The sequence below is a fragment of the Pantoea conspicua genome, from assembly GCF_002095315.1.
GTDB classification, from domain to species: domain Bacteria; phylum Pseudomonadota; class Gammaproteobacteria; order Enterobacterales; family Enterobacteriaceae; genus Pantoea; species Pantoea conspicua.
On sequence record NZ_MLFN01000010.1, the window covers coordinates 17,862 to 44,842 of the forward strand.

Here is a 26,981-nt window from a genome sequence, read left to right on the forward strand (position 1 = left end):
GCCGCCTTTGCCTTAACTGGAATGTGCCCGTGTCAGACTCCTCTTCGCTCTTCCCCGCTGATTTTCTTAATTTAATGCGCCAGAACCTGCCCGATGATGCCAGCTTCGAACAATTTATCGCCATCAGTCAGCAACCGCTGCGCCGCAGCCTGCGCGTCAACACCCTGAAAATCAGCGTGGCCGATTTCCTTGCTCAGACCGCGCCGTATGGCTGGCAACTGACGCCCGTGCCGTGGTGCAGCGAAGGATTCTGGATCAGCCGGGAAGATGAGAGCCTGCCGCTGGGTAGCGTGGCTGAGCATCTCAGCGGCCTGTTCTACATTCAGGAGGCCAGCTCGATGCTGCCGGTCACCGCACTGTTTGATGCACAGCCTGAGGTCACGGCAGTGATGGACATGGCGGCCGCGCCCGGTTCTAAAACCACCCAGATTACCGCGCGGATGAATAATCAGGGGCTCATCCTGGCGAATGAGTTTTCCGCCAGTCGGGTTAAGGTGCTGCATGCCAATATCAGCCGCTGCGGCGTCAGCAACAGTGCTTTAACGCACTTTGACGCGCGGGTCTTCGGGCCAGCCCTGCCGGAACAGTTTGACGCCATCCTGCTCGACGCACCCTGCTCCGGCGAAGGCGTGATGCGAAAGGATGCTGATGCGCTGAAAAACTGGTCGCTGGCGAGCACGGAAGAGATCGCGGCTACCCAGCGCGATCTGCTCGACAGTGCCTTTCACGCGCTGAAGCCCGGCGGGACCCTGGTCTATTCGACCTGTACGCTCAATCAGATCGAGAATCAGCAGGTCATCGCCTGGCTGTTACAGCGCTATCCTGACGCCGTCGAAGTGATGCCGCTCGATCAGCTGTTTGAGGGTGCCGCGCAGGCTGCGACGCCAGAGGGCTATCTGCATGTCTTCCCGCAACTGTTCGACAGCGAAGGCTTTTTTGTTGCCCGTCTGCGTAAAACCGCATCGGTCGAGCCATTACCGCTGCGACTTACAAAGTCGGCAAGCTGCCATTCTCCCACCTCAGCCGCAAGCTGGAGGGCGAAATCCGGCAGGCAGCGGCCGCTGTCTCTATCAAATGGGATGACTCGCTGGAGCTGTGGCAGCGCGATAAAGAGATCTGGCTGTTCCCCGCCGCCGTCACACCGCTGCTGGGTAAAGTACGCTTCTCACGGATTGGCCTGAAACTGGCTGAAACCTTTGCTAAAGGCTATCGCTGGCAACATGAAGCGGTAATCGCGCTGGCCCAACCCGCGCCGGAACAAACGTTTGAACTCAGCGCCGCGGAGGCAGAGGAGTGGTATCGCGGCCGGGATATCTATCCTGAATCGGCGATAACGCGTGATGAGATGATCGTCACCTGGCAGCGACAACCGCTGGGGCTGGCAAAAAAAGTCGGAAGCCGGATTAAAAACAGTTATCCACGCGAACTGGTGCGTGACGGGCGTCTGTTCCGCTGAGTCACTGCAGCTGCATCAGCGTCAGGTGATTGCCAAACACCGCGCCGGTATCGATGTAATGCAAATTATCCACCTCCAGCGGCTGCTGGAGGGGGGTGTGACCAAAGTAAAAAGCGTCGGCGCCTTCAATAGCGCCCCGCTGGCCCGACGCTATCGCCTGCAGCCGGCGGCGACTCCACACAACGTCCTGCCAGTTAAGCGCTTTTTCCCAGCCATAGCGGGCTGAAGGATAATCGGCATGTGCCACCACGATAATGCGCTGCTCAAGCTGCAGATGCAGAATCAGTGGCAGTTCACGACAGCGCTGCAGAGCGTGACGGGCATTGATCAACGCCGCACCGCGCAGTTGCCAGAACCAGTCACCACCGTTCATCTGCCAGAGTGCCACTTCGTGACCCTGTAACGCCGACAGTGCCATCTCCTCATGGTTACCGCGCACACAGCGAAACCAGGGTTCGTCAAGCAGTGCCAGGCAACCTTCACTCTCTTCACCCCGATCGATTAAATCGCCGGTACACAGCAGTAAATCCTGTTGCGGATTGAACTGGTGGCGTAATAACAGCGCATCGAGTTCACGACGACAGCCGTGCAGGTCCCCGACAATCCAGATCCTGTCCCAGTTTTCACCGTTGAGATAGTGATAGTGCATAGCGTGACCTTCAGCGGAGGGGTTAACGACGATAGGTGAAGTATAGATCGGGGAGATTTACCACGCGTAAACCGAGAGCCTGGACGACGCAAGAAAGGGATTGTCCCGTCCGGCGCTGATCTCCGACACTGAGTAAAGCGGCTAGCGCTGTCAGCGACGACGTGCAACTTAGTGATATCGCCGCGTTAAGATTTTTCCAAACAGATAACCACCCGTGCCATTGGGGCCGGAAACGACTCAGGTGCGGGTTTTAGCCGGAAATTTTGCCAGCTTTTCAGCCGGACGAATCGGCCGCCGCACCAGTTCACCACCACAGTTGGGGCAAAGATGGTTCAGTGATTGTTCGGCGCAATCCGCGCAAAAGGTGCATTCAAAGGAGCAGATGCGTGCTGCGGTCGAGGCTGGGGGTAAATCGGTGTCACAGCGTTCACAGTTGGGGCGAAGTTCCAGCATGGCGTTTATCCAGACGATGAAAAGTTCTCCAGCTTCGCCTGGCGAGGCCCGATTGTCGAGCCTCTAATCAGTACAATCACCTGAGGCTAAGGTGTGACCACGCTGGCGGCGACCGGTGCCGCCACGCCCTGGCTGTGATTATTTTAGCGGCTCATATTCACGTTGATCTTCCTGCTCTTCGTCCGGCTCAGGCTCGCTGTTGCCCATAGACGCCTGAATCACCTCCTCTTCCAGCGTGGGTATCAACGCCGCACCCAGCGGTGAGGTGGCGAGGCTATCCGGCATCACCACATGCGGCAATGGCACTTCAGTAGTGGGCAGCGGTCCTGGGGCTTTGACATAACTCAGTCCGGCAATCACCAGCGCGCACAGGCTAAAGAACAGGTAGAGCATATTGCTGCCAAATGGCTGTATCAGCGCCCCGATCACCAGCGGGCCGATGCTGGCACCAATGCCAAAAGCCATCAGCAGACAGGCGGTTAACGAGACCCGCCGCTCAGCGGCCACCTGATCGTTTGCCAGTGCCACCTGCAACGGATAGAGCGAAAACTGCATCATACTGGCGGCAAAGGCAATACCGATCATCCAGTTAAAGGTCAGATGCGGCAGCAATACCAGCGGCACGCAGGCGGCAGCAAACAGCAACGACATGATGAACAGCAGTCGCTGGCGGTCGTAGCGGTCCGACAGCCAGCTGAGCGGAAACTGCGACACCAGCCCGGCAAAGATGGTCATGCTCATAAAGTAGCCGGTCTGGCTGGTGGTAAAGCCTTTACTGCTGCCATAAACCGGCGCCAGACCATAAAAAGCACCAATCACCATGCCGGTCACCAGCGTGGTACCGAGCAGTTTAGGAATGGTGCGAATGAAGTAACCGAGCTCCATCGGGGCGGGCGACATCGGCTGGACATGCGTACGGGTGGTAAGTGCAATCGGCACCAGGCAGAGAGCAAAGCAGAGCGCCACAATCAGCAGCGTGCTGACGTCAAAGCCGCTCTGCAGGCTCAGGATCACCTGTCCGCCGCTGAGACCAAGATAGGTGGCGACCATGTAAAAACCAAAAATCACCCCGCGCTGTGACGATTCCGCCTGATCGTTGAGCCAGCTTTCCAGCACCATGTACTGACACATCATGCACAGCCCGATAATCAGGCGCAGGAAGACCCACAGCGGAATAAAATCGGTCAGCCCATGACCAATCACCGAGGCGGTAATGATCCCGGCACAGGCAACGTAAGCGCGAATATGGCCGACACGGGCGATCAGGTTGTGCCCGACTTTGCCACCAATCACCAGCCCGATGTAGTTAGCGGCAATAATCGCCCCAATCAGTGCGCCATTGACCTGCTCGCTGGCAAGACGTAACGAAACATAGGTCGTTAACAGGCCCGAGCCCAATAGCATCAGCAGCGTGGTGGTGTACAACGGCAGAAACGTACTGAATATTTTACGCATACGACTCCCTGTCTACAGCTGGCAGGCATCTGACCAGTAAGCCCTGAATATAGCCGATCAAATCCCGATAGGGCATCGGGATTAAAAAAAGCCCGTAAACAACGGTATGTTTACGGGCTGCCTGTTACACGCTCGGGAAGGAGATATTACTGCCCGGCGCCTCACGGTTGAGATGGATAAAGTTCAGGTGTCGCTCATACTGATCGAGTATGTCGATAATCACCTGCTCTTTGCTGTAGTCCATCAAATCGTTACCCTGGCTGCCCTCCAGCAGGAAGGTTTCCAGTCGGTAGTAGGTCGATTTACCGCTGCGTGCGCGATAGGTAAAGCCCGGAACAGAGTATTGCTGCGGCCAGACCTGATAGACAAAATCCTGCTCTTCGCCAAGATGGACGCGCAGGTCCAGATAGCCAATCGGATTGTCATTATCCGGTGCCACCTTTTCCAGTGTGACCCCGCCACCGCGTAGCTCCAGCTCTTTTGCCACTTCCTGCATCGCCGGATAGATAGTGTTTTCCATCATCTGCTGGGTATAACGCGAGCCAGGATAGTTCATCAGCCGCGACAGACGCTTTTTCCAGGTCAGACGATCGGTGGCATGCGCCAGATAAGGTGCAGTATCACGCGTGGCGCTGGCGCGACGGTGGTCCTCCACTTTCAGCGATTTATAGAGTCCCGCCATAACAAAGAAGATCACAAAGCTGAACGGCAGACCCATGATTACCGTAGTGTTCTGCAATGCAGAAATTCCGTTGGTCATCAGCATACTCAGGGTCAGGACCCCAATCGCGATCGACCAGAAAATACGTAGCCAGTTAGGTGCATCGCTGTTGATATCTTTCAGCTTAGAGGTGAAGTTACCCAGCACCAGCGAACCGGAGTCAGCCGAGGTGACGTAAAACAGCATCCCGGTAATGGTGGCGACCGATGCGCTGAGTTTAAACGCCGGGTATTGCGCCAGCAGGCTATAGAACCCGCGTTCGGCATGGGCCATCACTTCCTGAGCAAAACCGGCATTGCCGTGAATGATCTGGTAGAGCGCGGCATTGCCAAACACCGACAGCCACAGCAGCGTAAAGGTAAACGGAATGATCAGGGTGCCGAGCACAAACTCGCGGATAGTACGACCACGAGAAATACGCGCCAGGAACAGCCCGACAAATGGTGACCAGGCAACCCACCATGCCCAGAAGAACAGCGTCCAGCTATTCATCCATTGCGTCGGCCGGTCAAAGGCAAAGGTATTCAGCGTCATGCCCATGAAGCGGTTGATGTAATCGCCGACGTTCAGCACCAGCGCATTCAGCAGGAATTCGGTATTACCGAAGAACAGCACAAACAGGATCAGTCCCAGCGCCAGCACTACATTCAGCTCTGACAGGATGCGGATCCCTTTGTCGACGCCGGAGGTCACCGAAATCGTGGCGATTACTACCGACAGCACAATCAGCGCGGTCTGCGCGGTCAGCCCTTCCGGAATATCAAACAGCACCTTCAGACCGTAATTCAGCTGTACCACCCCAATGCCGAGCGTGGTGGCGATACCAAAAATGGTGCCGACCACCGCAGCGATATCAACGGTATGCCCAATCGGACCGTAGATTCGTTTGCCAAATATCGGGTAGAGCGCCGAACGAATGGTCAGCGGCAGGTTATAGCGATAGCTGAAGTAGCCAAGCGCAATGCCCATCAGTGCATACATCGACCAGCCGGTCAGACCGTAGTGGAACAGCGTCCAGACCATCGACTGGCGAGCGGCTTCCAGCGTCTGCCCTGCCCCTTCCGGCGGCTGCATGTACTGGGTCACCGGTTCGGCGACCGAGAAGAACATCAGGTCGATACCGATACCGGCGGCAAACAACATCGCCGACCAGCTCAGCACGCTGAATTCGGGTTTGGATTGCTCAGGTCCCAGCTTGATCGAGCCAAACCGTGAGCAGGCCATGTAGAGCACAAACACGATGTAGAGCGTAGCAGCCAGCATGTAGTACCAGCCGAAGGTCGCGGAGACCCAGTTCACCGCCGAGAGGATCCAGCCGCCGGCCAGATCGCTGTAGAGAATCGTCACAAGTGAAAACGTCAGAATCAATCCGGCAGAGGTGTAAAACACAACGGGATTGAGTCTGTCTTTTTCACCGGCAGGTGGATTATTCATCGATTACCTCTGGTTAGTTTTCCTGAAAATACGCAATGGATAAATGTCGCCGTCTGCGGCTGACGCGCCGTGCGGCCTGTTGTTGTACTGTCTCTTCCTGATTCGTCGCTTCGGCAATCGGGTCAGTCTTCGCACTCAATGCCGTTTCGCTTTCGCTACATTTAAAGAACAGCATCCTAACAACTTTTCTTTTTATATTGAACGTGCAATCAAAAAAAGTTTTAATAGGTACTCGATTTGAGGGTGGAGCTGGAGCTATGCCAAAGGTGGGGATGCAGCCGATACGACGTCGGCAATTGATTGATGCGACCCTGAGCACGATTAACGAAGTGGGGATTAATGATGCCACCATCGCCCAGATTGCCCGCCGGGCGGGTGTGTCAACCGGCATCATTAGTCATTACTTTAAAGACAAAAACGGCCTGCTGGAAGCGACGATGCGTGATGTGACGCGCCAGTTGCGCGATGCGGTCTCAAGCCGGCTGCAGCCGCTGGCTGATGCCCCGGCAGAGCAGCGTCTGCGGGCCATCGTCGATGGCAATTTCGATGAAACCCAGGTTCACAGCGCCGCAATGAAAGCCTGGCTCGATTTCTGGGCAAGCAGTATGCATCAGCCCCAGTTGAATCGGCTTGAGCGGGTCAGCAGTCGACGACTTTACTCGACGCTGGTCGCCGAATTTCGCCGCGAGCTGCCGCTGGAACAGGCTCGCCTTGCTGCCCACGGGTTAGCCGCCCTGATCGACGGCTTATGGTTACGCGCCGCGCTGAGCGGTAAGCCGTTTAAGCCGGTGGTGGCCCGCGCACTGACTACCCAATTCATCCGTCAGCAACTGGCTGGCGAGCACGAATAACGGAAGGAGATAACATGTCCCGATTCACCGAGCAGAAACTCTACATCGCTGGCGCTTACGTTGCCGCGACGTCTGGCGAAACGTTCCAGACCATCAACCCGGCTAACGGCGACGTGCTGGCCGAAGTCCACGCTGCCGGTCAGCAGGATGTCGATCGCGCCGTTGCCGCCGCCAGAAAAGGCCAGAAAGTCTGGGCCGCGATGACCGCAATGGAGCGTTCACGCATTCTGCGCCGCGCAGTCGATATCTTGCGTGAACGGAACGATGAACTGGCAGAGCTTGAGATGCTCGATACCGGTAAACCACTGAGCGAAACCGCCAGCGTCGACATCGTTACCGGTGCAGACGTGCTGGAATACTACGCCGGTCTGGTGCCGGCACTGGAAGGCCAGCAGATCCCACTGCGAGACACTTCTTTCGTCTATACCCGCCGCGAACCGCTGGGCGTGGTCGCCGGTATCGGCGCCTGGAACTACCCGATTCAGATCGCACTGTGGAAATCCGCCCCGGCACTGGCGGCCGGCAACGCGATGATTTTCAAACCCAGCGAAGTCACGCCGCTGACCGCGCTGAAACTGGCGGAAATTTACACCGAAGCGGGCTTGCCGGACGGCGTATTCAACGTGTTGCCTGGCATCGGCTCGGTCACCGGCCAGTTGCTGACCGAACATCCGGGTATCGATAAAGTGTCGTTTACCGGTGGCGTGGTCAGCGGCAAAAAAGTGATGGCCAACGCTGCAGGTTCAACGCTGAAAGAGGTCACGATGGAGCTGGGCGGTAAATCTCCGTTGATCATCTTCGACGACGCGGACCTCGATCTGGCGGCTGACATCGCCATGATGGCGAACTTCTACAGTTCCGGCCAGGTCTGCACCAACGGTACCCGGGTGTTTATTCCGACAAAACTGCAGGCAGCTTTTGAAGCCAAAATCAGCGAGCGCGTCGCCCGCATCCGGGCTGGCGATCTGCGCCAGCCGGAGACCAACTTTGGTCCGATGGTCAGCTTCAGCCATCGCGACAACGTGATGCGCTACATCGAATCCGGCATTGCCGAAGGCGCGCGCCTGCTGTGCGGCGGCAAGCGTCTGACCGGGGGCGAGTTCGATCAGGGTGCCTGGGTGGCACCCACGGTATTCACCGACTGCCGCGATGAGATGAAAATCGTCCGTGAAGAGATCTTCGGACCGGTGATGTCGATTCTGAGCTACGACAGCGAAGAAGAAGTGATCCGCCGCGCCAACGACACCGACTTTGGCCTGGCGGCCGGTCTGGTGACCCAGGATCTCAACCGGGCGCACCGCGTGATTCACCAGATCGAAGCCGGCATCTGCTGGATCAACACCTGGGGTGAATCGGCGGCGGAAATGCCGGTCGGCGGCTACAAGCACTCCGGAATCGGACGCGAAAATGGCCTGATGACGCTGCAAAGCTATACCCAGGTGAAGTCAGTGCAGGTTGAGCTGTCGCGCTTTCAGTCTGTATTTTAATCATTAAAACCTGAGGAACGATGAATGGAATTTGATTACATCATTATTGGAGCCGGATCCGCAGGGAACGTTTTGGCCACCCGTCTGACCGAGGACAGCAGCGTAAATGTGCTGTTGCTGGAAGCGGGCGGCCCGGATTATCGATTTGATTTCAGGACCCAGATGCCCGCGGCGCTGGCCTATCCCTTGCAGGGAAAACGTTATAACTGGGCGTACGAAACCGAGCCAGAGCCTTACATGAACAATCGCCGCATGGAGTGTGGTCGCGGCAAAGGTCTGGGTGGTTCGTCGCTGATTAACGGTATGTGTTACATCCGCGGTAACGCGATGGATCTGGATAACTGGGCCACCGCACCGGGTCTGGAGCACTGGAGCTATCCCGACTGCCTGCCCTACTACCGTAAAGCGGAAACCCGCGATATCGGCCCGAATGACTTCCACGGCGGTGACGGCCCGGTCTGCGTGGCGACGCCAAAAGCGGGCAATAACGTGCTGTTTGAAGCGATGATCGAAGCCGGCGTGCAGGCGGGTTATCCGCGCACCGACGACCTCAACGGTTTTCAGCAGGAAGGTTTTGGTCCGATGGATCGCACCGTGACACCGCAGGGACGCCGTTCCAGCACTGCGCGCGGCTACCTTGATCAGGCAAAAGGCCGGCCAAACCTGAAAATTATTACCCATGCCACTACTGATCGGATTGTGTTCGACGGCAAACAAGCAGTCGGCGTGGAGTACCTGCAGGGTGACAGCAACAGCATCCTCAAGGTGACCGCGCGTCGCGAAGTGCTGTTGTGCGCCGGTGCCATCGCTTCGCCGCAAATCCTGCAGCGTTCCGGCGTCGGTTCGCCCGACCTGCTGAAGCAGTTCGATATCCCGCTGGTACAGGATCTGCCAGGCGTGGGTGAAAACCTGCAGGACCATCTGGAAATGTATCTGCAATATGAATGCAAAGAGCCGGTATCACTCTATCCGGCGCTGAAATGGTGGAACCAGCCGAAAATCGGTGCCGAGTGGATGTTCAATGGCAGCGGAACTGGCGCCAGCAACCAGTTTGAAGCGGGCGGTTTTATCCGCAGCCGTGAAGAGTTCAGCTGGCCGAATATTCAGTACCACTTCCTGCCGGTGGCGATTAACTACAACGGTTCGAATGCGGTTGATGCACACGGTTTCCAGTGTCACGTCGGCTCAATGCGTTCACCGAGCCGTGGACACGTCCGCCTGAAGTCACGCGATCCGCGCCGTCATCCGGCTATTCTGTTCAACTACATGTCGCATGAGCAGGACTGGCACGAGTTCCGTGACGCGATTCGTATTACCCGTGAGATCATTAACCAGCCTGCGCTGGATAAATACCGCGGACGTGAAATCAGTCCCGGGCTGGAGTGCCAGACTGATGAGCAGCTGGATGAGTTTGTGCGTAACCATGGTGAAACCGCTTATCACCCGTGCGGCACCTGTAAAATGGGTCACGACGAAATGTCCGTGGTGGATGGTGAAGGCAAAGTGCATGGTCTGAAAGGTTTACGCGTGGTCGATGCGTCCATCATGCCATTGATCATCACCGGAAATCTCAACGCCACCACTATCATGATTGGTGAGAAGATTGCCGATATTATCCGTGGTCGCGAGCCCCTGCCACGCAGCACCGCCCGCTATTATGTGGCAGGTGATGCGCCGGTGCGTACGGTACCACAACGCGCAAAGTAATCAGTGACGTTGTCACGTAAATACAGCCGGGCACTGGGTTGCCCGGCTGTTTTATATTCTCCCCTGACCAATACAACCCTCCTTATTACTCTTACTTTCCAATGTGTCAGACCTGAACGAATCCAAAACGAAGCATATTCTGCTGTTGATTACCTGTTGAGCAAAATGCTATAAATCTGGCGTGTTTAATACCGGAGGCATATTTCGTCCACTGATGAGAAGCAACAATGTGGATGCGTCGTTAATATTATGAGCAGAATGTTCATTTCAATCCCTGTCAAAATCACCGCTTTCCTCTCTGGCTGGAACGCCGCCGATCAGCACTGGCGCAGCGCCCTGTAGTCCCCTTTCCACTTCGACTGAATTCTGAGTCTGCTGACACCTCGTGTGATAGCAGGAATGGCTATCGTTGCTGGAGAAGCCCATGCGTGCATGGATCTTATTATCACTCGCTATTGTTACTGAAATTATCGGCACCCTGTTTATGAAATGGTCCAGCCTGAGCGGCAGCCAGTCGGGCTACCTGATGCTGCTGGGCATGATTGCCTGTTCCTATATTTTGCTGAGCTTTGCCATCAAACGCATCGCGTTGGGGGTGGCTTACGCGCTGTGGGAAGGGATTGGCATTATGCTGATTACTTTGTTCAGCGTGCAGCTGTTTGGCGAAACCCTGACCCTGCTGAAACTCTGTGGCCTGGTGACGCTGATAGCGGGCATTGTGCTGATCAAAACCGGCACCCTGACCACGCCGGAGGTGAGTCATGGTTATCGCTGATCTGATTCATCCCGCCTGGCTCGCGCTGGCGGTCGTGCTGGAAATTGCCGCTAACATCTTCCTTAAATACTCCAATGGTTTTAAGAAACCTCTGATTGGTGCGCTTTCACTGGCGTCGGTATTGCTGGCCTTTAGTGCGCTGGCACAAGCGGTGAAAGGCATCGAATTATCGGTGGCCTATGCGGTCTGGGGTGGTTTTGGGATTATTGCCACTGTCGCGGCCGGCTGGGTGTTATTTGGCCAGCGTCTCAACAGGAAAGGCTGGGCCGGATTAACCCTGCTACTGGCCGGTATGATCCTGTTAAAGCTGGCCTGATGGACTCCGACAGATGATTTGCGCGGGTTGACGGCAGGCTGTTAACCCGCAGCATTTTCTTGCCTGTTCCTCCTGATTTTTACTGCTGAAACGTGCTCAGAATGTTCCCACTTTGTTGCCGCCCCGTTTACTTAAGCGCAACCATAAGGCTAAGTGAGCGCCCAAAGATGGGTAAAACGGAAAACGAGGAAGTTTCATGTCTGCAACAAGAGGATGGTCAACGGAACTGGAGGGGTTGCGCGGTATTGCCTCTCTGTGGGTGCTGGTCGGCCATATCAGTCTGCTGGTACATTGCCATATCACGCTGATTTCATCTCCCGGCATCGGGGTCGATCTGTTTATTCTGCTCTCCGGTTATCTGATGGCGAAAAACTACGTTGAGCGCCAGCAAAAAGAGCCGTGGCAGCGCGCTGAAACCATTAAAAAATTCTGGATTCGTCGTTTTTTCCGTATCGCCCCGCTCTATTACCTGTTGTTAATCATCGCCCTGATTTACGGCCCCTGGTTCGGTGAGATGCGCGACACCATTGCCCATTTCTACTCAGGGACCGCGACCGAATCATCCCGATACACCGATCAGTCACTGACCAATATTCTCACCCACTTCAGCTTTCTGTTTGGCCTGTTGCCTGAATATGGCTTCAATACTGTGCTGCCGGACTGGAGCATTGGTCTGGAGATGCAGTTCTATCTGCTGTTCCCGTTCATCATGCTGGTGACGCTGCGTTTTGGCTATGCGGCTTCACTGATTGGCATTATGGCGCTGTGTTGCGCCGGACGTTATCTGCTGGCGGATTACTACGAAGCCTTTGAGATGCCGTCGATGATCCTGATTAAGCTCAACATGTTCCTGTCGGGAATGCTGCTGGCCGAAGCGATTCGCCGTAAATCCCTGCTTTACGTCGCCTATGCGCTGCTGGGCCCGGTCGCCAGCGTGGCGATTGGCCTGGAGGCAATTAAGCTGCAGGTAATTATGGAAGCGCTGATGATTATCGGGATGACCGCTATTTTGTGGCAGTATCAGGAGAACAGCATGATGGCACGACTGATTATGCTGCCGCGTAAATTGCTGAATAACCGCCTGAGCACCTGGCTGGGCGACGTATCGTTTTCGGTTTACCTGCTGCATCTGCTGATTGTGATCCCGCTGATCGCCCTGCTGCTTAACCATACCGACATCGAATTCAAAAGCGACCTGGTGCGCTTCCTGATCGTCTGCGTTACCGCTATTCCGGTCACCTATGCGCTGGCGTCGCTGCTGTATAAATATGTCGAGAAACCAGGTATCCAGATCGGCAAACGGGTACTAAAACCAAAACTGGCCAGTCAGGCTGGCTGATCTCAGCGCTGTGTCTTGCTCTGCATCAGGCCCCGCCAGCGGGGCTTTTTTTATCGGTCAGCAAAAGCCTCTGCCGCATCCACTGCGCCCTGACAGCCTTGCGCTACACTTTTCCGGTACCCCATGAGATCAACAGAGGAGAGACAATGAGCGTTCAGCATCTGCTACTTTCCAGCGACGGTGGTCATCTGATCATCGAAGCTGATGAACTCGAAAAGGAGCTGGTGATCCCGCCGCATCTGCGAACGGTTACCGGCGGTGAGGCTAATGGTGATACCGGTCATCGGGTTGCCGTGACGCGGCACTACTGTAAAGGCCGCTATTATGCCGTCGCGCTTGATCGCCACGCAGCCAGCAATGAGATAGATGATGTGATTGACCTGCTCCATCCCGCCCCGATTGACGAGCCAGCATCGTGAGTCGCGTTGAAAATGATTTAATACAGAGAAGGAAGGTGATTATGCAGAATAAGAAGTGGTTCGTTTCTTATGTGATAAAGCCGAAAGGCGAAGATCATGTTACCGCCCATGCTTTCATTGAAGGCCAGGATGTCGAAGAGGCGCTGGAAGCCTATATGTTTGAGATTAAGAAAAACATGTCGCTGCAAACCGCAGAGATTACTCTGCTCTCGGTCAGCCTGGTGTAAGTCAGCCTGACGCATTAACCTCGCTACGGCGGGGTTTTACTCTTATCGTTCAGCAGATGCCCCGACCTGCACTTCTGTTTTAGTGGCAGAATCAGCCCGCAGTTGACGCCTTCCTGATACTTTCTTCCTTTGCTGGCATCCACTTATGGCGGTCCTGAGGCGTAAAAAAGCCCGCATGGCGCGGGCTACAGATTCGGGCGTTCAGCTGTCAGGCAGACTGGCCGGTAAAATCGATCACCATCCTGCCGCGGATGGTTCCCTGAATCATCTCATCGAAGATGGTATTAATTTCACCGATCTTCCGTTTGGTGACTTTAGGCACCACCTTTCCTTCTGCAGCAAACTGGGAAGCCTCAGCCAGATCGTTACGGGTTCCGACCAGCGAGCCGACTACCTGAATACCGTCCAGCACCAGTCGCGGAATATTCAGGCTCATCTCTTCAGGCGGCAGCCCGACAGCGACAACCCGGCCACCAGCCCGGACCGCGTCAACAGCTGAGTTAAACGCCGCTTTAGCGACAGCGGTAACGACCGCCGCGTGCGCGCCACCGGTTTTTTCCTGAATAACCGCAGCCGCATCCTGAGTGGCAGAGTTGACCACCAGATCGGCCCCCATCTGTTTCGCCAGTTCAAGCTGACCCTCGCTGATATCCACGGCGATAACTTTGGCGTTGAAGACATTCTTCGCGTATTGCAGTGCGAGATTGCCCAGTCCGCCGAGTCCGTAAATAGCAATCCATTGACCGGGTTTTACTTCTGACACCTTCACCGCTTTATAGGTGGTGACGCCAGCGCAGGTCACGCTGCTGGCCGCATAGGGGTCGAGCCCTTCCGGTACTTTGACCGAATAATCCGCCACCACGATACACTCTTCAGCCATGCCACCGTCAACGGTATAACCGGCATTCACCACATCGCGACAGAGTGTTTCGTTACCCGCGTTACAGTATTCGCAGTGGCCGCATCCCTTGAAGAACCACGCCACGCTGGCGCGATCGCCAGGCTTGAGCGAGGTGACATCAGGTGCCACTTCCTCCACGATGCCGATACCTTCATGTCCGAGGGTCACGCCTGTTTTATCGCCAAAGTCACCGTTCTTCACATGCAGATCGGTATGGCAAACTCCGCAGCACTCCATCCGCAGCCGTGCCTCACCGTTCTTCAGCGGGCGCAGAGTTTTCTCTACAACATCAACCTGGTGCTCACTGTTAGCAATTGCAGCTTTCATAAACATACCTCCCTTTGATTGAGCTGTAAGGATAAGCCAGACGCGAGCGATAACAAGTTTACTGGCGGAATGAGCGTGGTGGCAGGTGAATTTTCTCTGGATTAAGGCGGTACAGGCTCCAGCAGAGTGGAAAAAAGGGCGATGGAGTGGGGATCAACTTATTGATTTAATTGACATTGAGAAAGGTCAGGTACTAAACAAAAAAAGACCGAATACGATTCCTATATTCGGTCCAGGGAAATGGCTCTCAGGGAGCCGTGCGCTAAAAGTTGGCATTCTTGCAGGCGGTGTCGCCTTGCAATTTAAGATTAGATCAGCGTGCAGGATTTGCCAGCCAGCACGAGGCTGGAGGCCGGAATCTGGAACAGTTTGTGATCGCAACGGCAGAAAACAGTAGAATTGGGGTACAGCGTGGCGCTGTACCCGGCGGGTTTATTTACCGCACAGCGCCTGGGTGCGCTCAACAATCGGCTGCAGGCTCATCATATGGCCCGGATTGGCTTTGTCTTCGCTCTGAATCACACTGATCGGCTGCGCTTTCACCTGTTTATTTTTAAACAGCTGCTCAGCCTTGTCATTCAGCGGATACTGCATCAGGGTGCTGGGGTTAATGGCAAATAGCGAACCGTCTTTTTCGCAGGTCAGCATCACCTCTTCACGGTTGAACGGCCATTTGTCTTTACCGATTTCAAAGCGGCTGACGGTAATGATCTGCGCCGCCAGCGCCTGGCCGCATACGGATAACAACAGGACTGCGGGAATCACTTTCTTCAGCAACATAACTTACCTTTACACATTTCTTAAATAATATTCAGGCCGGCGACAGCGTGGCAAAAACGCTGACCAGCCCAACCACGCCACACGCCAGCAACAGTTCCAGCTGGGTCATGCGGATAAATTTTTGCTGCGTCCTACTGCCCGCCAGACGAAAGCGTGGCACCAGCCAGTAACGATTGATCAGCGCTACCAGCACCATTAACGCCACCAGCAACACCTTCCACAGCAGTAATGTCACATAAGGTGAATCAGGCCATGTCGGCGGCCAGCCGAGGATCATCAGACTGTTACTCACGCCAGTCAGCAGCGTTAACGCGACGGCCAGATGACCATAACGGGAAAAACGCATCATGGTATGGATAGCATCAGTACGGCACTCGATCTGGCGCGCCTCGCGCATCAACAGCAGCAACGGTAACAAACCACCGGCCCAGAACGCTGCAGCAATCAGATGCAACGCCTGATTGATCTGATGTAGCAGGCCCGACCAGCCCTCCCGCATCGCCGCGTGTCCGGTTAAGGCCAGAGCGACCAGTTGTAACACGCCCGCCAGCAGCAGTGTCTGCGCCTGCAGCCGTCCCTTCAGCCATAGCCCTGCAACGGCCAGGACGCTGAACAGTATCTCCCACTGCCATACGGCGCCAAAGCGGGTACCCAGCACCGCCAGCCAGATGGCACCCTCGGCCAGGTTGGCGCTGTCGCCGCTCATTAATACGTTCTGGCAGGCCAGCATTGTCAGTGCGCTCAGCAGCGCCAGCCACGTGCTCCACTGCAATAAGGGATTTAAGCCCATCGCCAGCCGTGGACGGTAGCGTGCCGGTGCCAGTAGCGCACAGTAACCTGCGCTCGCGGTCAGCAGCATCAGGGCGGCAAAATGCAGCCAGCGCAGACTCACCCAGAGGGTTTCCACCACGTTTATTTCACGCTGAAGTGGTAGCTTCCTGAGGTTTTGTGCCCGTCAACCGACAGCACATGCCAGTTAACCTGATAGTCGCCAGCTTTAAGCGGCTGGTTCAGATCAACAATCAGATGACTGGCCTGTTTCGCCCCGACACGCACTTTGCCGGTCGCCACCGGCTGTTGTGCCGCATCCAGTAAGGTCACACCGCTGAATGCCGCCTCAATATCTTCGCTAAAATCAAGCGTCAGCGCATCCGCTGAAGAGGACACCTGCGCGTTGGCCGCCGGGTCTGATGACTGAAGATGAGCATGGGCCAGCGCAAACTGACTGAAACTCAGGCCAGCGACAACCGCCAGCGCAGTGATCATGCGGGAAACCACTTTTTTCTGCATAAGATCATCCTTTTAACAACCGTTGAAGCGACAAACGTGGCGAAAGGATACGCTGCTCTATTTATGGTGTCGAGGCCAGCGATGCGATCCTTAACCCTTGATTCAGACCGGGGAAAACATTACTTTTGCCCCACATCATCAGGAGAACACTATGAGTCATAACCTTGCCCGGCTGTCCCGGGAAGAGAAAGACAAAATCAATGTCGATTTGGCCGCAGCGGGCGTGGCGTTCAAAGAGCGCTATAACATGCCGGTGGTGGCAGAGATGGTCGCTCAGGAACAGCCCGAGGCGCTACGCGACTGGTTTCGTCAGCGTCTGATGCACTACCGTCAGGCGTCACTCAGCCTGTCGCGCCTGCCTTATGAACCGAAGATGAAATAATGATGTTACGCGTAATTGATACCGAAACCTGCGGCCTGCAGGGCGGCGTGGTGGAAGTGGCCTCGGTGGATGTGATCAATGGCCAGATTGTTAACCCGATGAGCGATCTGATCCTGCCTGACCGCCCTATCAGTCGGCAGGCGATGGCGGTGCATCGCATTACCGAAGCGATGGTGGCCGACAAGCCGACCATTGAACAGGCGATTTCCCGCTACCACGGCAGCGCCTTCTACGTGGCGCATAACGCCAGCTTCGATCGTCGCATGCTGCCAGAGATGTACGGTGAGTGGATCTGTACCATGCAGCTGGCGCGTCAGCTGTGGCCGGGAATCAAATATGGCAATCAGGCACTACGGCATTCGCTGAAGCTGGACGTCACGCCGCCCGCCGATCTGCATGCGCACCGCGCGCTCTATGACTGTTATGTCACCGCCGCGCTGTTAATACGCATCATGGAGACTTCAGGCTGGGGCGCATCCGAGATGATTGTGCGCTCGCAACCGGCGGCCCAGCGCGACGATGTTCTGCCGTTCGGCAAGTATCGTGGCCAGGCGATTGCGGTGATCGCCCGCAAAGATCCGGGCTACCTGAAATGGATGCTGGATAACGTGGCCGATCTGCGCCCGCCATTACGGCAGGCGCTACGGAAATACCTCAGCGAGGCTCAGTAATCTCCGGCCGGGGGTAGCGTCCCCTGCGCCAGCCCGAGGATAAAGGTGTACTCCATCGCCACCCCTTCGTAGGCTTTATAGCGACCGGACTTGCCGCCGTGGCCGGCATCCATGTCGGTACAGAGCAGCAACAGGTTAGTATCGGTTTTCATTGATCTTAGCTTCGCCACCCATTTTGCCGGCTCCCAGTACTGCACCTGCGAATCATGCAGGCCGGTGGTCACCAGCAAATGGGGATAGGCTTTAGCTTCGATGTTGTCGTAAGGGCTGTACTGGCGGATGTAGTGATAGAACTCCGCCTGACTGGGGTTGCCCCACTCGTCATATTCGCCGGTGGTCAGTGGGATCGACTCATCGAGCATGGTGGTCACCACATCCACAAACGGCACCTGCGCCACCACGCCGTGGAAACGCTGTGGTACCATATTGATTACCGCGCCCATCAGCAGCCCGCCGGCGCTGCCACCCATCGCGTAGAGCCGTTCAGGATGCCCGATGCCACGCGCTACCAACGCATTGGTCACGTCGATAAAATCGGTAAAGCTATTCATTTTATTCAGCAGGCGGCCCGCATCGTACCATTGCTGGCCTAACTCACCGCCGCCGCGAACCTGAACCAGCGCGTACACAAAGCCGCGGTCCAGCAGACTCAGACGGCTGACGCTGAAATCGGCATCCATACTGCTGCCATAAGCGCCGTAGCCGTAGACCAGCATCGGATTCTGCCCCGGTTGATAATACTTACGGTTATAGACCAGCGAAACCGGCACTTCGGTGCCATCGCTGACTTTGATCCAGTGATGCTCGCTTTTGTAGTCGTCCGCGTTAAAGCCTTTTACCGCCGTCTGCTTCAGGATGCGACGTTCACCGGTATCCATATCCAGCTCAAACAGCGTGGTCGGGGTGGTCAATGATGAGTAGCCGTATCGCAGTTTACTGGTGCGTGGCGTCGGGTTGTAGGCCAGCCAGGTAACATAAGTCGGATCGTCAAACGCGATGCCACTGTTTTCGCCGCTGGCCCAGTTAATCTGCCGCAGGCTGGTCAGCCCGCGCTGGCGCTCCTCCACCACCAGCCAGTCACGGAACAGCTGGAAATCTTCCATCACCACGTGATCCCGCGCCGGGATCAGCGTCTCCCAGCGGGATTCAGGCAGATAACGGGTGCGATAAAGCCCGAAGTTTTTGCCGTCACGGTTCGAGCGGATAAAGAACTGATGATCGTAATGGTCAATGCTGTACTCATGATCGCGGCGGCGCGGCAGGAATACATGCGGTAGCGCATCCGGAAAGTTAGCGTCGATCAGCTGAATTTCACTGGTGGTGGTGCTGAACAGCGCGATCAGGATGAACTGTTTTGACGTGGTTTTATGCACGCTGAGGTGAAACGTATCATCCTTCTCCTCATACACCAGCTGGTCGTCGCGCTGCGGCGTTCCCAGTTCATGCCGCCAGACCTGATAAGAAAGCAGCGTCTGCGGATGCTTCTGCACATAGTAAACGGTGCGGGAATCGTTGCCCCAGGCAAAGCTGGAAGAGGCATTGCTTAGCACTTCAGGGTACCAACTGCCGCTCTGCAGATTGCGGAAGCGGATACCATATTGCCGCCGTGACAGAAAATCCTCGGCCAGCGCCATCACCTGGTTATCCGGGCTGATGTGCAGCGCGCCCATGGTGTAGAACTCACTGTGCGAGGCACGCTGATTGGCATCAAGCAGCAGGGTCCAATCATCTGATTTCACGCTGTCGGCGGGTTGTCGATAATAAGCCGGATATTCATTGCCGCTCTGATAGCGACTCTGATAACGATACCCGTTCTTCACATAGGGCACCGAATGGTCTTCCGGCGGCAGACGATCGATGATCTCTTTGAGTACCCGCTCCTGTAGCGGTTGCTGAGAGGCCATGATTTTGCGGCCATAATTATTTTCAGCCCGCAGGTAATCAAGGACCTCGTTATCTTCACGTTTGTCGTCGCGTAGCCAGTAGTAATTATCGACGCGCGTTTCACCATGCAGCGTCATCTCATGCGGTATTTTCTTTGCGATGGGTGCTTTCATGACATCCGTCTCCGTGAAAGTAATGATTTGTAAGCGTGGCACCAAAGGCGCAGGAAGCCAAGCATCAACGGGTACGGAAACAGCAAGCTGGCCACCGGAGGTGGCCAGTCAGGATTAACTGGCGGGTAAACGGGCCTTCTCAGCCACGATATCCTGCTGAATACCGTCGCGGACATCCTGCGGAATTTTAAGCGCATCGCCCAGCGCCGACAGATAACTGCGTTCCATAAAATGATCGACGTCGATCGCGGCGCAGCTCAGGAAGTAAAGCTCCAGCGCCTCCTCTTCATTCTTCACGTCGGCGGCCAGCCACTGCGGATCGAGTGGGCGGTTCATCGCTTTCTGAATCAGCTGTTCCGCCTCCTGACCGTAACCGGACTGATGAATATTCTGCTCAATTGCTGCCCGTTCCTGATCGTCGATGTGACCATCACTTTTGGCGGCAAAGACCAGCGCCGTGACCAGACGTTCGGCGCGCAGGTCAATGGGCGTCTGTGCTGCGCCAAAGTCAGGTTCATTCTGGTGCGCTTCGCTGACCCGCTGCTTATATTTGTTCCACAGCACCGCGCCAGCGGCAGCACCACCGCCAATGATCAGCGCTTTACCGCCATATTTGGTTAACAGTTTGCGCGACGATTTACTGGAAATCAGCATACCCGCCAGGCCGCCCAACGCGCCCGGTGCCAGCATATCGCTTAAACCACCGCCAGACTTGCTGTCACCGCCCTTCTTTGCCAGTACCGACTGAATTTGTTGTAACCAGTTATTCATCATCCACTCCTGTTTAAGATGGTAGTCCGTCATCCTGACGAAAAAGATGTCAGGAAACGTCAGAGCGGGAAAAGTAAGGCAAACAGCTGTTCGTTCGGTAAGAAAGATGAGTGCGCAATCGTTTTCGTTTATACTGCGCGCGCATTTTGTGACTGCTTAGGTGAATTTATGACGACTCTCGGAACCGCGCTGCGCCCTTCGGCCACGCGCGTGATGCTATTGGGTTCAGGTGAACTGGGTAAAGAGGTGGCGCTGGAGTGTCAGCGTCTGGGTGTGGAAGTGATTGCCGTCGATCGCTACGCGGATGCCCCGGCAATGCAGGTGGCACATCGCAGTCATGTAATTAACATGCTGGATGGTGTGGCGCTGGCCGCGCTGATCGCGCAGGAAAAACCTGACTTCGTGGTGCCGGAAATCGAAGCCATCGCCACCGACACACTGGTTGCGCTGGAGCAGCAGGGACAGCGCGTGGTGCCGACCGCCCGTGCAGCACAACTGACCATGAATCGCGAAGGCATTCGCCGTCTGGCTGCCGAAGCGCTGTCGCTGCCGACCTCCCGTTACTGCTTCGCCGACAGCAAAGCGCGTTTCGATCAGGCCGCTGCAGAGATCGGCTTTCCCTGCATCGTGAAACCGGTGATGAGCTCTTCCGGCAAGGGCCAGAGCTTTATCCGTGATGCCAGCCAGCTGGACAGCGCATGGGAATATGCACAGCAAGGCGGTCGCGCCGGTGCCGGTCGGGTGATCGTTGAAGGTGTCGTCACGTTTGATTTTGAAATTACCCTGCTGACCATCAGTGCGGTAGACGGTATTCATTTCTGCGCACCGATTGGCCATCGTCAGGAAGATGGCGATTACCGTGAATCCTGGCAACCCCAGCAGATGAGCGATCTGGCGCTGCAGCGGGCGCAGGCGATTGCGGCTCAGGTGGTTGAGGCGCTGGGCGGATACGGTCTGTTTGGCGTTGAGCTGTTTGTCTGCGGTGATGAGGTGATCTTCAGCGAAGTGTCGCCACGTCCACATGACACCGGCATGGTGACGCTGATTTCACAGGATCTGTCGGAGTTTGCGCTGCACGTCCGTGCTTTCCTCGGTCTGCCGATTGGCGGCATCCGCCAGTACGGCCCTGCTGCCTCGGCGGTGATCCTGCCGCAGCTGACCAGCCAGAATGTGCAGTTCGTGAATGTCGAGGCGGCGTTGGGTGCCGGTCTGCAACTCCGTCTGTTCGGCAAGCCAGAGATCAGCGGTCAGCGCCGACTGGGCGTGGCGCTGGCCAGCGGTGACACCACCACTCAGGCGATTGCACGTGCGGTTGCCAGCGCGGCAGCGGTGACGGTCGAGGGATAAGATACAGGCGGTGAGCCTGTGCTCACCGCCTGAACTTACTTCGCCCCTTCTACCGCTTCACGCGCCAGTCGGGTAATCCGATCCCAGTCGCCCGCTTCCAGCGCATCGTTAGGCACCAGCCACGAACCGCCAATGCACAGCACGCTTTTCAGCGCCAGATAATCACGGTAGTTGGCCGGAGAGATACCGCCGGTCGGGCAGAAACGCACCTGTGGGAAAGGCCCGCCAATCGCCTGCAGCGCTTTCACGCCGCCGTTGGCTTCCGCTGGAAAGAATTTAAATTCACGCAGGCCGTAGTCCATGCCGGTCATCAGTTCTGAAACGGTGCTGATGCCAGGAATCAACGGAACCGGGCCTTCAACAGCGGCTTTCAGTAACGACTCAGTGACGCCAGGGCTGATGATGAACTGCGCGCCAGCCTCGGTCACTTCCTGCAGTTGCTGAGGATTAATCACCGTACCCGCGCCAACAATCGCTTCCGGCACTTCTTTAATCATCGCACGCAGCGCATCCATTGCCACCGGCGTACGCAGCGTGACTTCCAGCACACGGACACCACCCGCGACCAGCGCTTTCGCCATCGGGACCGCATGTTCCAGCTTGTTCACCACGATCACCGGCACGACCGGTCCGGTGGTCAGAATCTGTTCAGCACTTGTTTTCCAGTTCTTCATCACTTCCCCTTGCTTGATAACACCGGGATTAGCGGCCCGGTCATGGAGCCTCGGCTCCTGCCCTGTTAATTGCGCCACTACCATACATGATTCAGTTCCTGAGCGTCCATCGCCCGACGCGTTTTTTGAAACGCCAGTTCACTTTTCTTCGATCGCACCGGGCAAAAAAAAGGCCCGCACGGTGCGGGCCTCAGAGCATCAGTTATTCAAATTCGTTCCACGAACGACCATCGCGGGTGATCATCGCTACCGAGGCAACCGGGCCCCAGGTGCCAGCCTGATACGGCTTGGAGGAGTCGCCATCTGCCGCCCAGGCTTCAATGATGGAATCGACATAGGTCCAGGCCGCTTCCACTTCGTCACGACGGACAAACAGCGCCTGAATGCCGCGCATACTTTCCAGCAGCAGACGCTCATAAGCATCCGCCAGATGCGACTGGTTGAAGGTTTCGGAGTAGCTCAGATCCAGCTTGGTGGTCTGCAGCTTATGCTTGTGGTCGAGGCCTGGCACTTTGTTCAGGATCTCGATATCCACCCCTTCATCCGGTTGCAGACGAATGGTCAGCTTGTTCTGCGGCAGTTCTGAGTAAGAATCTTTAAACAGGTTCATCTCAGGGTTTTTGAAGTAAACCACCACTTCGGAACATTTGGTCGGTAACCGTTTACCGGTGCGCAAATAGAATGGCACGCCCGCCCAGCGCCAGTTATCGATATCCACCCGGATGGCGACGAAGGTTTCAGTGGCGCTGGATTTGTTAGCGCCCTCTTCTTCGAGGTAGCCCGGCACTTTTTTACCCTGCACAAAGCCGGCGGTGTACTGACCGCGTACGGTTTTCTCACGCACGTTGGTCTGATCGATGCGGCGCAGCGAACGCAGAACCTTCACTTTTTCATCACGGATGCTGTCAGCGCTGAGATCGGAAGGCGGCGACATGGCGATCATGGTCAGAATCTGCAACAGGTGGTTCTGGATCATGTCACGCATCTGGCCAGCTTTGTCAAAATATCCCCAGCGGCCCTCAATCCCGACCTCTTCCGCCACGGTGATCTGCACGTGGTCGATGGTGCGGTTATCCCAGTTATTCACGAAAATCGAGTTAGCAAAGCGCAGCGCCAGCAGATTCAGCACCGTCTCTTTACCCAGATAGTGGTCAATACGGAACACCTGGCTCTCATCGAAGTATTCACCGACGCTGTCGTTAATTTCCTGCGAGGTTTCCAGTGAGGTACCGAGTGGCTTTTCCATCACCACGCGCGCCGGTTTGTCATTCAGCTTCGCGGTGCCAAGACCCTGACAGATAGCACCAAAGGTGCTCGGTGGCATGGCGAAATAGTTGATGGTGGTGCGTTTCTTCTGATCCAGCATCTTGCCCAGTTTCGGGAAGTGCGTGGTGTCATTGACATCGAGGTTGCAGAAGTCGAGACGACCGCTGAGCTTATCCCACAGCGCTTCGTCAATTTTCTCCTTCATGAAGGTTTCCAGCGCTTCACGTACCACTTTGGTGTATTCCGCTTTGTCCCACTCGGCGCGGCCTACGCCAATGATGCGGGTCTCTTCGTGAATCTGACCCGCTTTTTCTAACTGATACAATGAAGGCAACAGTTTACGGCGTGCAAGATCGCCTTTGGCACCGAAAATCACCAGATCGCATGCCTGGGCTGTTTGTGTAACCGCCATTTTCCTCTCCTCGTTGCAGGATAATCCGATGGTGATGCATCCTCTGCCACCGGGTCCAGGTTGTTATTCTCTTTCAGCACAATGTACTTTTTTCCCCGCGCCAGGTAAACCGACTCGCCGGGTCAACCGCATTCACTCTGTACCGGATAGTGTCAGCGCGCGTGATGACACGTGCGCATTTCTGCTTTTTTCTGTGTCTGATGTTGTCAGACAAAATCTGGCACCGCTCAAAGTATGCCAAAAAAAAGCGCGTCCGGCTTATCCGCCCTTGCGCCCGACCCGCGCTAACGCGATATAGTCTCTGTTATCGGGTGCCGGCGACAGCAATAATTGAAATCGATAAAAGTGATAATGGTCATCCACTTATGAATATGCTGGAAAAGATTGAGGCGCAGCAGGCTGCGTTAAGTAAAGCGGAACAGAAAGTGGCCGGACAGATTCTGGCAGCGCCGCAGGCTGCAATGCATTCCAGCATTGCCACGCTGGCGCGCGCGGCGGGCGTCAGCGAACCCACGGTTAACCGTTTCTGCCATCGGTTAGGTGCGCGCGGTTTTCCGGACTTCAAACTGCAACTGGCGCAAAGCCTGGTAAAAGGCAGCAGCTGGGTCAGCCGTGGCGTTGAACAGCACGACGATGTGGAAAACTACAGCCATAAGATTTTTGATTCGGCGCTGGCTGGTCTGCAACAGGTCCGCAACCGGCTGGACGCCGCGCGTCTGCAGCAGGCGGTCACACTGCTGACCGGGGCAGATAAACTCGCCTTTTTTGGCCTGGGCGCTTCCGCGGTAGTGGCGCATGACGCCTTCACAAAATTTCTGCGCTTTGATTTGCCGGTCTTCTGGTCGGACGATATTGTGATCCAGCGCATGAGTTGTATAAATAGTCGAGCCGGTGACGTTTTTGTTCTCATTTCACATACTGGCCGCACAAAAAATATGGTAGAACTGGCTCGCCTGGCCCGTGTAAACGGTTCCACCGTTATTGCCATCACCTCTGCCGACTCGCCCCTTGCCGACGAAGCCGCGCTGGCTTTAGTGCTTGATGTACCGGAAGATACTGATGTCTATCTACCGATGGTGTCGCGCCTGGCGCAGTTGACCGTGATCGATGTGTTGGCGACCGGTTTTACCCTGGAACGCGGAACGCCCTTCCGGGAAAACCTCAAGCGCGTTAAACAGGCGCTGAAAGCGTCGCGTTACGAAAAGCACGCCATTCGGGAAAAAGATACACAACAAAATAATTAACATCACATTTACAATGTGAGTCGTATCACAACCCATCGATCATATAGAATAGCTAACCATGCCGCGTCCGGAGATCAGGACCGGCTTATTTGTTAACGGAGTCCTTCATGTCAAGACGTCTCAGAAGAACCAAGATCGTAACAACCCTCGGCCCGGCTACCGATCGTGATAATAACCTCGAAAAAATCATCGCGGCTGGCGCTAACGTTGTACGACTCAACTTCTCCCACGGCACGCCAGAAGATCACCAGATACGTGCAGATAAAGTGCGCGAGATTGCAGCAAAACTGGGTCGCCATGTTGCGATCCTCGGTGACCTGCAGGGTCCAAAAATTCGCGTTTCTACCTTCAAAGAAGGCAAAGTTTTCCTCAACATCGGCGATCGTTTCCTGCTGGATGCCAGCCTGGGTAAAGGCGAAGGCGACAAAGAGCGCGTCGGTATCGACTATAAAGGCCTGCCGGCCGACGTGGTGCCTGGCGACATCCTGCTGCTGGATGATGGTCGCGTGCAGCTCAAGGTGCTGGAAGTACAGGAGATGAAAGTGTTCACCGAAGTCACCGTCGGTGGCCCGCTGTCGAACAATAAAGGGATTAACAAGCTGGGCGGCGGCCTGTCGGCTGAAGCGCTGACTGAAAAAGACAAAGCGGACATCATCACCGCCGCGAAAATTAAGGTCGACTATCTGGCGGTCTCCTTCCCGCGCTGTGGCGAAGACATGAACTATGCGCGTCGTCTGGCCCGTGAAGCGGGTTGCGATGCCAAACTGGTGGCGAAAGTAGAACGTGCCGAAGCGGTGGCCAGTCAGGAAGCGATGGATGACATTATTCTCGCCTCTGATGTGGTGATGGTCGCGCGTGGCGATCTCGGCGTGGAAATTGGCGATCCGGAACTGGTCGGGATTCAGAAGGCGTTAATTCGTCGCGCCCGCCAGCTCAACCGCACCATCATCACCGCCACCCAGATGATGGAATCGATGATCACCAACCCGATGCCGACCCGTGCAGAAGTCATGGACGTGGCAAACGCCGTGCTCGACGGAACCGATGCCGTGATGCTGTCGGCTGAAACCGCCGCCGGTCAGTATCCGGCAGAAACCGTCTCGGCAATGGCTAAGGTCTGCCTTGGCGCAGAGAAGATCCCCAGCGTTAACGTCTCTAAACACCGTCTGGATGTGCAGTTCGACAACGTAGAAGAAGCCATTGCGATGTCGTCGATGTATGCCGCTAACCACCTGCAGGGTGTAACCGCCATCATCACCATGACCGAATCGGGCCGTACGCCGCTGATGACGTCCCGTATCACCTCGGGCCTGCCGATTTTCGCCATGTCGCGTCATGAGCGCACCCTGAATCTGACCGCGCTCTATCGCGGTGTGACGCCGGTGTTCTTTGACAGTAACAATGACGGCGTGGCAGCGGCACACGATGCCGTTAATCTGCTGCGTGATAAAGGCTTCCTGGTTTCAGGCGACCTGGTGATTGTCACTCAGGGCGACGTCATGGGCGCCACCGGCACCACTAATACCACTCGCGTACTGCGCGTGGATTAATTAACACCGGGTTGAGATTG

25 protein-coding genes and 1 pseudogene are annotated in these 26,981 nt (G+C 55.9%); 14 read left to right on the forward strand and 12 right to left on the reverse strand.

Annotated elements, in window-relative coordinates; genetic code table 11:
* Window positions 1–23 precede the first annotated feature (23 nt).
* Window positions 24–1,456: pseudogene (gene rsmF, locus HA41_RS05795) on the forward strand (16S rRNA (cytosine(1407)-C(5))-methyltransferase RsmF).
* Window position 1,457: 1 nt separating this feature from the next.
* On the opposite strand, the gene HA41_RS05800 reads toward rsmF, so the two are convergent.
* From HA41_RS05800 to HA41_RS05815, 4 genes are all read right to left on the reverse strand, one after another.
* Window positions 1,458–2,105 (reverse strand): metallophosphoesterase, encoded by a 648-nt coding sequence (locus tag HA41_RS05800; RefSeq protein WP_094119967.1) that lies wholly within the window; start codon window positions 2,103–2,105, stop codon window positions 1,458–1,460.
* Window positions 2,106–2,342: 237 nt separating this feature from the next.
* Complete coding sequence (locus HA41_RS05805; RefSeq protein ID WP_094119968.1) at window positions 2,343–2,558, reverse strand: DUF1272 domain-containing protein; 216 nt, start codon at window positions 2,556–2,558, stop codon at window positions 2,343–2,345.
* A 138-nt stretch (window positions 2,559–2,696) separates the two neighbouring features.
* Complete coding sequence (locus tag HA41_RS05810) at window positions 2,697–4,013, reverse strand: MFS transporter (protein WP_094119969.1); 1,317 nt, start codon at window positions 4,011–4,013, stop codon at window positions 2,697–2,699.
* A gap of 124 nt (window positions 4,014–4,137) precedes the next feature.
* Window positions 4,138–6,168, reverse strand: coding sequence for a choline transporter (locus HA41_RS05815; protein WP_094119970.1), 2,031 nt, complete (start codon window positions 6,166–6,168; stop codon window positions 4,138–4,140).
* 257 nt (window positions 6,169–6,425) lie between these two features.
* Between HA41_RS05815 and betI the strand changes: the two genes are divergently transcribed.
* The 8 genes from betI to HA41_RS05855 all read left to right on the forward strand — a co-directional run bounded on the left by betI (window position 6,426) and on the right by HA41_RS05855 (window position 13,289).
* Window positions 6,426–7,019, forward strand: coding sequence for a transcriptional regulator BetI (gene betI, locus HA41_RS05820; protein WP_094119971.1), 594 nt, complete (start codon window positions 6,426–6,428; stop codon window positions 7,017–7,019).
* A 14-nt stretch (window positions 7,020–7,033) separates the two neighbouring features.
* Window positions 7,034–8,506 (forward strand): betaine-aldehyde dehydrogenase, encoded by a 1,473-nt coding sequence (gene betB, locus HA41_RS05825; protein WP_094119972.1) that lies wholly within the window; start codon window positions 7,034–7,036, stop codon window positions 8,504–8,506.
* 24 nt (window positions 8,507–8,530) lie between these two features.
* On the forward strand, window positions 8,531–10,213 hold the full coding sequence (gene betA, locus HA41_RS05830; RefSeq protein WP_094119973.1) for a choline dehydrogenase: 1,683 nt from the start codon (window positions 8,531–8,533) through the stop codon (window positions 10,211–10,213).
* A gap of 424 nt (window positions 10,214–10,637) precedes the next feature.
* Window positions 10,638–10,988: a multidrug/spermidine efflux SMR transporter subunit MdtJ gene (gene mdtJ / locus HA41_RS05835; protein ID WP_094119974.1), complete on the forward strand. Its 351-nt coding sequence runs from the start codon at window positions 10,638–10,640 to the stop codon at window positions 10,986–10,988.
* Window positions 10,975–11,304 (forward strand): multidrug/spermidine efflux SMR transporter subunit MdtI, encoded by a 330-nt coding sequence (mdtI, locus tag HA41_RS05840; RefSeq protein WP_094119975.1) that lies wholly within the window; start codon window positions 10,975–10,977, stop codon window positions 11,302–11,304. The genes mdtJ and mdtI overlap by 14 nt, the downstream gene beginning before the upstream one ends.
* A gap of 196 nt (window positions 11,305–11,500) precedes the next feature.
* Window positions 11,501–12,643, forward strand: coding sequence for an acyltransferase family protein (locus HA41_RS05845; RefSeq protein WP_094119976.1), 1,143 nt, complete (start codon window positions 11,501–11,503; stop codon window positions 12,641–12,643).
* Between the two features lie 146 nt (window positions 12,644–12,789).
* On the forward strand, window positions 12,790–13,062 hold the full coding sequence (locus tag HA41_RS05850) for a hypothetical protein (protein ID WP_094119977.1): 273 nt from the start codon (window positions 12,790–12,792) through the stop codon (window positions 13,060–13,062).
* Window positions 13,063–13,103: 41 nt separating this feature from the next.
* Entirely contained in the window at window positions 13,104–13,289 is a 186-nt protein-coding gene (locus tag HA41_RS05855) for a hypothetical protein (RefSeq protein WP_094119978.1), read from the forward strand.
* Window positions 13,290–13,497: 208 nt separating this feature from the next.
* On the opposite strand, the gene adhP is transcribed toward HA41_RS05855, so the two are convergent.
* The 4 genes from adhP to copC form a co-directional block, all read right to left on the reverse strand.
* Window positions 13,498–14,517 (reverse strand): alcohol dehydrogenase AdhP, encoded by a 1,020-nt coding sequence (adhP, locus tag HA41_RS05860; protein WP_094120022.1) that lies wholly within the window; start codon window positions 14,515–14,517, stop codon window positions 13,498–13,500.
* 432 nt (window positions 14,518–14,949) lie between these two features.
* Window positions 14,950–15,297, reverse strand: coding sequence for a YebY family protein (locus HA41_RS05870; protein WP_094119979.1), 348 nt, complete (start codon window positions 15,295–15,297; stop codon window positions 14,950–14,952).
* Window positions 15,298–15,328: 31 nt separating this feature from the next.
* Window positions 15,329–16,204 (reverse strand): copper homeostasis membrane protein CopD, encoded by an 876-nt coding sequence (gene copD, locus HA41_RS05875; protein ID WP_143807263.1) that lies wholly within the window; start codon window positions 16,202–16,204, stop codon window positions 15,329–15,331.
* A 5-nt stretch (window positions 16,205–16,209) separates the two neighbouring features.
* The gene (gene copC, locus HA41_RS05880; RefSeq protein WP_094119980.1) at window positions 16,210–16,587 is read right to left on the reverse strand and encodes a copper homeostasis periplasmic binding protein CopC; all 378 of its coding nucleotides are present in this window, start codon (window positions 16,585–16,587) and stop codon (window positions 16,210–16,212) included.
* Window positions 16,588–16,738: 151 nt separating this feature from the next.
* On the opposite strand from copC, the gene HA41_RS05885 reads away from it, so the two are divergent.
* Together HA41_RS05885 and exoX are read left to right on the forward strand one after the other, a co-directional pair.
* Entirely contained in the window at window positions 16,739–16,969 is a 231-nt protein-coding gene (locus tag HA41_RS05885) for a DNA polymerase III subunit theta (protein ID WP_094119981.1), read from the forward strand.
* 2 nt (window positions 16,970–16,971) lie between these two features.
* Window positions 16,972–17,640: an exodeoxyribonuclease X gene (gene exoX / locus HA41_RS05890; protein ID WP_094120024.1), complete on the forward strand. Its 669-nt coding sequence runs from the start codon at window positions 16,972–16,974 to the stop codon at window positions 17,638–17,640.
* On the opposite strand, the gene HA41_RS05895 is transcribed toward exoX, so the two are convergent.
* Window positions 17,634–19,697, reverse strand: coding sequence for a prolyl oligopeptidase family serine peptidase (locus HA41_RS05895; RefSeq protein ID WP_094119982.1), 2,064 nt, complete (start codon window positions 19,695–19,697; stop codon window positions 17,634–17,636). The two genes, exoX and HA41_RS05895, sit on opposite strands and share 7 nt — an antisense overlap.
* Before the next feature lie 114 nt (window positions 19,698–19,811).
* Window positions 19,812–20,468, reverse strand: a complete 657-nt coding sequence (locus tag HA41_RS05900) for a tellurite resistance TerB family protein (protein ID WP_094119983.1) — start codon at window positions 20,466–20,468, stop codon at window positions 19,812–19,814.
* Window positions 20,469–20,636: 168 nt separating this feature from the next.
* On the opposite strand from HA41_RS05900, the gene purT reads away from it, so the two are divergent.
* Complete coding sequence (purT, locus tag HA41_RS05905; RefSeq protein WP_094120025.1) at window positions 20,637–21,815, forward strand: formate-dependent phosphoribosylglycinamide formyltransferase; 1,179 nt, start codon at window positions 20,637–20,639, stop codon at window positions 21,813–21,815.
* Window positions 21,816–21,850: 35 nt separating this feature from the next.
* Here purT and HA41_RS05910 read toward each other — a convergent pair whose 3' ends face one another.
* A complete protein-coding gene (locus tag HA41_RS05910) occupies window positions 21,851–22,489 on the reverse strand; it encodes a bifunctional 4-hydroxy-2-oxoglutarate aldolase/2-dehydro-3-deoxy-phosphogluconate aldolase (RefSeq protein ID WP_094119984.1) in 639 nt (212 codons plus the stop codon).
* Between the two features lie 202 nt (window positions 22,490–22,691).
* The gene (gene zwf / locus HA41_RS05915) at window positions 22,692–24,167 is read right to left on the reverse strand and encodes a glucose-6-phosphate dehydrogenase (RefSeq protein ID WP_094119985.1); all 1,476 of its coding nucleotides are present in this window, start codon (window positions 24,165–24,167) and stop codon (window positions 22,692–22,694) included.
* A gap of 365 nt (window positions 24,168–24,532) precedes the next feature.
* Here zwf and HA41_RS05920 point away from each other — a divergent pair, with 365 nt between their 5' ends.
* Both HA41_RS05920 and pyk read left to right on the forward strand, forming a co-directional pair.
* Complete coding sequence (locus tag HA41_RS05920; protein WP_208612746.1) at window positions 24,533–25,411, forward strand: MurR/RpiR family transcriptional regulator; 879 nt, start codon at window positions 24,533–24,535, stop codon at window positions 25,409–25,411.
* 107 nt (window positions 25,412–25,518) lie between these two features.
* Window positions 25,519–26,961, forward strand: coding sequence for a pyruvate kinase (pyk, locus tag HA41_RS05925; protein WP_031377493.1), 1,443 nt, complete (start codon window positions 25,519–25,521; stop codon window positions 26,959–26,961).
* Window positions 26,962–26,981: the final 20 nt, after the last annotated feature.